General features: G+C 54.7%; 1 protein-coding gene. It reads left to right on the plus strand.

All coding sequences use genetic code 11. From position 1 onward, the window contains the following. Nucleotides 1-42: 42 nt before the first annotated feature. Nucleotides 43-1,655: sulfatase-like hydrolase/transferase (locus AC4FIC_RS11175; RefSeq protein ID WP_490359410.1), on the plus strand; the 1,613-nt coding region annotated here is incomplete at its 3' end.

A 1,655-nucleotide genomic window follows, 5' to 3' on the forward strand; every position in this document is an offset into this window, starting at 1 on the left:
TTGGTTTATCTGCCCCTGGCCCTGCTTGGTCAGGCGTTTATATTGAGCCTTTTGCTCGGTTTGCTGTTGTGGCCCTTCAGCCTGTTGCCGGCGGGCTGGTTCAACCGACTGTTCGCCCTGACCGGTGGCATTCTGGTGTTTCTGCTCGCTGTCGACTGCTGGGTGTTTTCGGTTTATCGTTTTCACATCAATGCCTTCTTTATCAAGATGTTTTTTACCGACCTGGCGGGCATGGGCATTGGGCAGGGTTTGCTGTTTGGCGGCTTGGCTGCGCTGATGGTTACCGTGGGGTTGATGTTAGGTTTGGCGACACTGATTAGCCGCTACCGTTGGTTGACGCGGCCGATGCGGACCTTTTGGGTGCTGTTGCTGGCGACATTCGTCGGGCAGGGCATTCACGCCTGGGGTTACGCCCACAATATGAAGGCCATCATCAGCCTGACCCATACCATTCCTTGGTACACCCCGGTAACCGCCACGACCGATATCAAGCAATGGGGGCTCTTCAATGAGGCCCTGCTTGAGGAGAACCTCAACCTGGACGTGGCCAATGTCACCGGTTTTCGCTACCCGGCACAACCCTTGAACTGTATTGCGCCGACCGGCGCGACGCCATCCGCACGGCCCAATATAGTAGTTGCGGTACTCGAGAGCTGGCGCTTTGATCGGATGTCGGCCGAGGTAACACCCAATATAGCCGCCATCGGTGACGAGTCCTTGGTATTTAGCAATCACCTGAGTACCGGCACGGTGACCGACAAGGGCATGTTTGGCCTGGTCTACGGCGTATCCCCGGTCTATTTTAATACCGCCGTGGGTGCCGGGCGGGAAACCACTATTATTCAAGCCACCAAGGCCTTGGGCTACGATCATTGGATACTGGCGAACCAAGATATAGAGGTGAATAAGCTCGATACCCTGCTGTTTAATGGTATCAAGCCGATTCAGTCGCTGCCGAAGGGGGCTGTTTATGAGGGCGACCGGCAAGTGGTGCGCCAATTCGAACAGCTCTTGACCCAGAAGTCCGCCGAGCAACCCTTCTTCAGCCTGATGCTGTTTAATTCGTCACACTTCCCCTACTGGACGCCGCCGGACATGGACTTGCCGTTCTTGCCGGCTGAACGTTTTGCCATCTCCAAGGCAAACGATGCGACCGACCCCACGGCCTATTTTAATCAGTACTCCAATTCTCTCTACTATCTCGATAGTTTGGTTGGTGAGGTTCGTCAGAGCTTGATAGACCAAGGCGAGTGGGACAATACCATCCTGGTGATTACCGGCGATCACGGTGAAGAGTTTGCCGACCAGGATCAGGTATTTTGGGGCCATGGCAGCAACTTCAGTCGTTATCAGACCAGCGTGCCCCTGGTGATTCATTGGCCGGGCAAAAGCGCCAGCCTGGAATACCGAACCTCGCATGAGGATATAATGCCAACGCTAATCACCGAAGCGCTGGGCTGTGATGTGGCATTTAACAGCCTGAGCACCGGTTATTCCTTGTTTGACGACAGCGACCGGGTGTTGATGGTCGAAAGCTATGTCAATCAGGCGGTCATAGTGGATGATAGCGTCAGTGAGATTCTACCTGGCTTTGTCTTGAGCTACAGCCTGGACGATATAGATCAGCCCACCAAGGCGTCGGCCGCCAGTTTAGT

The organism is Reinekea sp., from assembly GCF_982785585.1.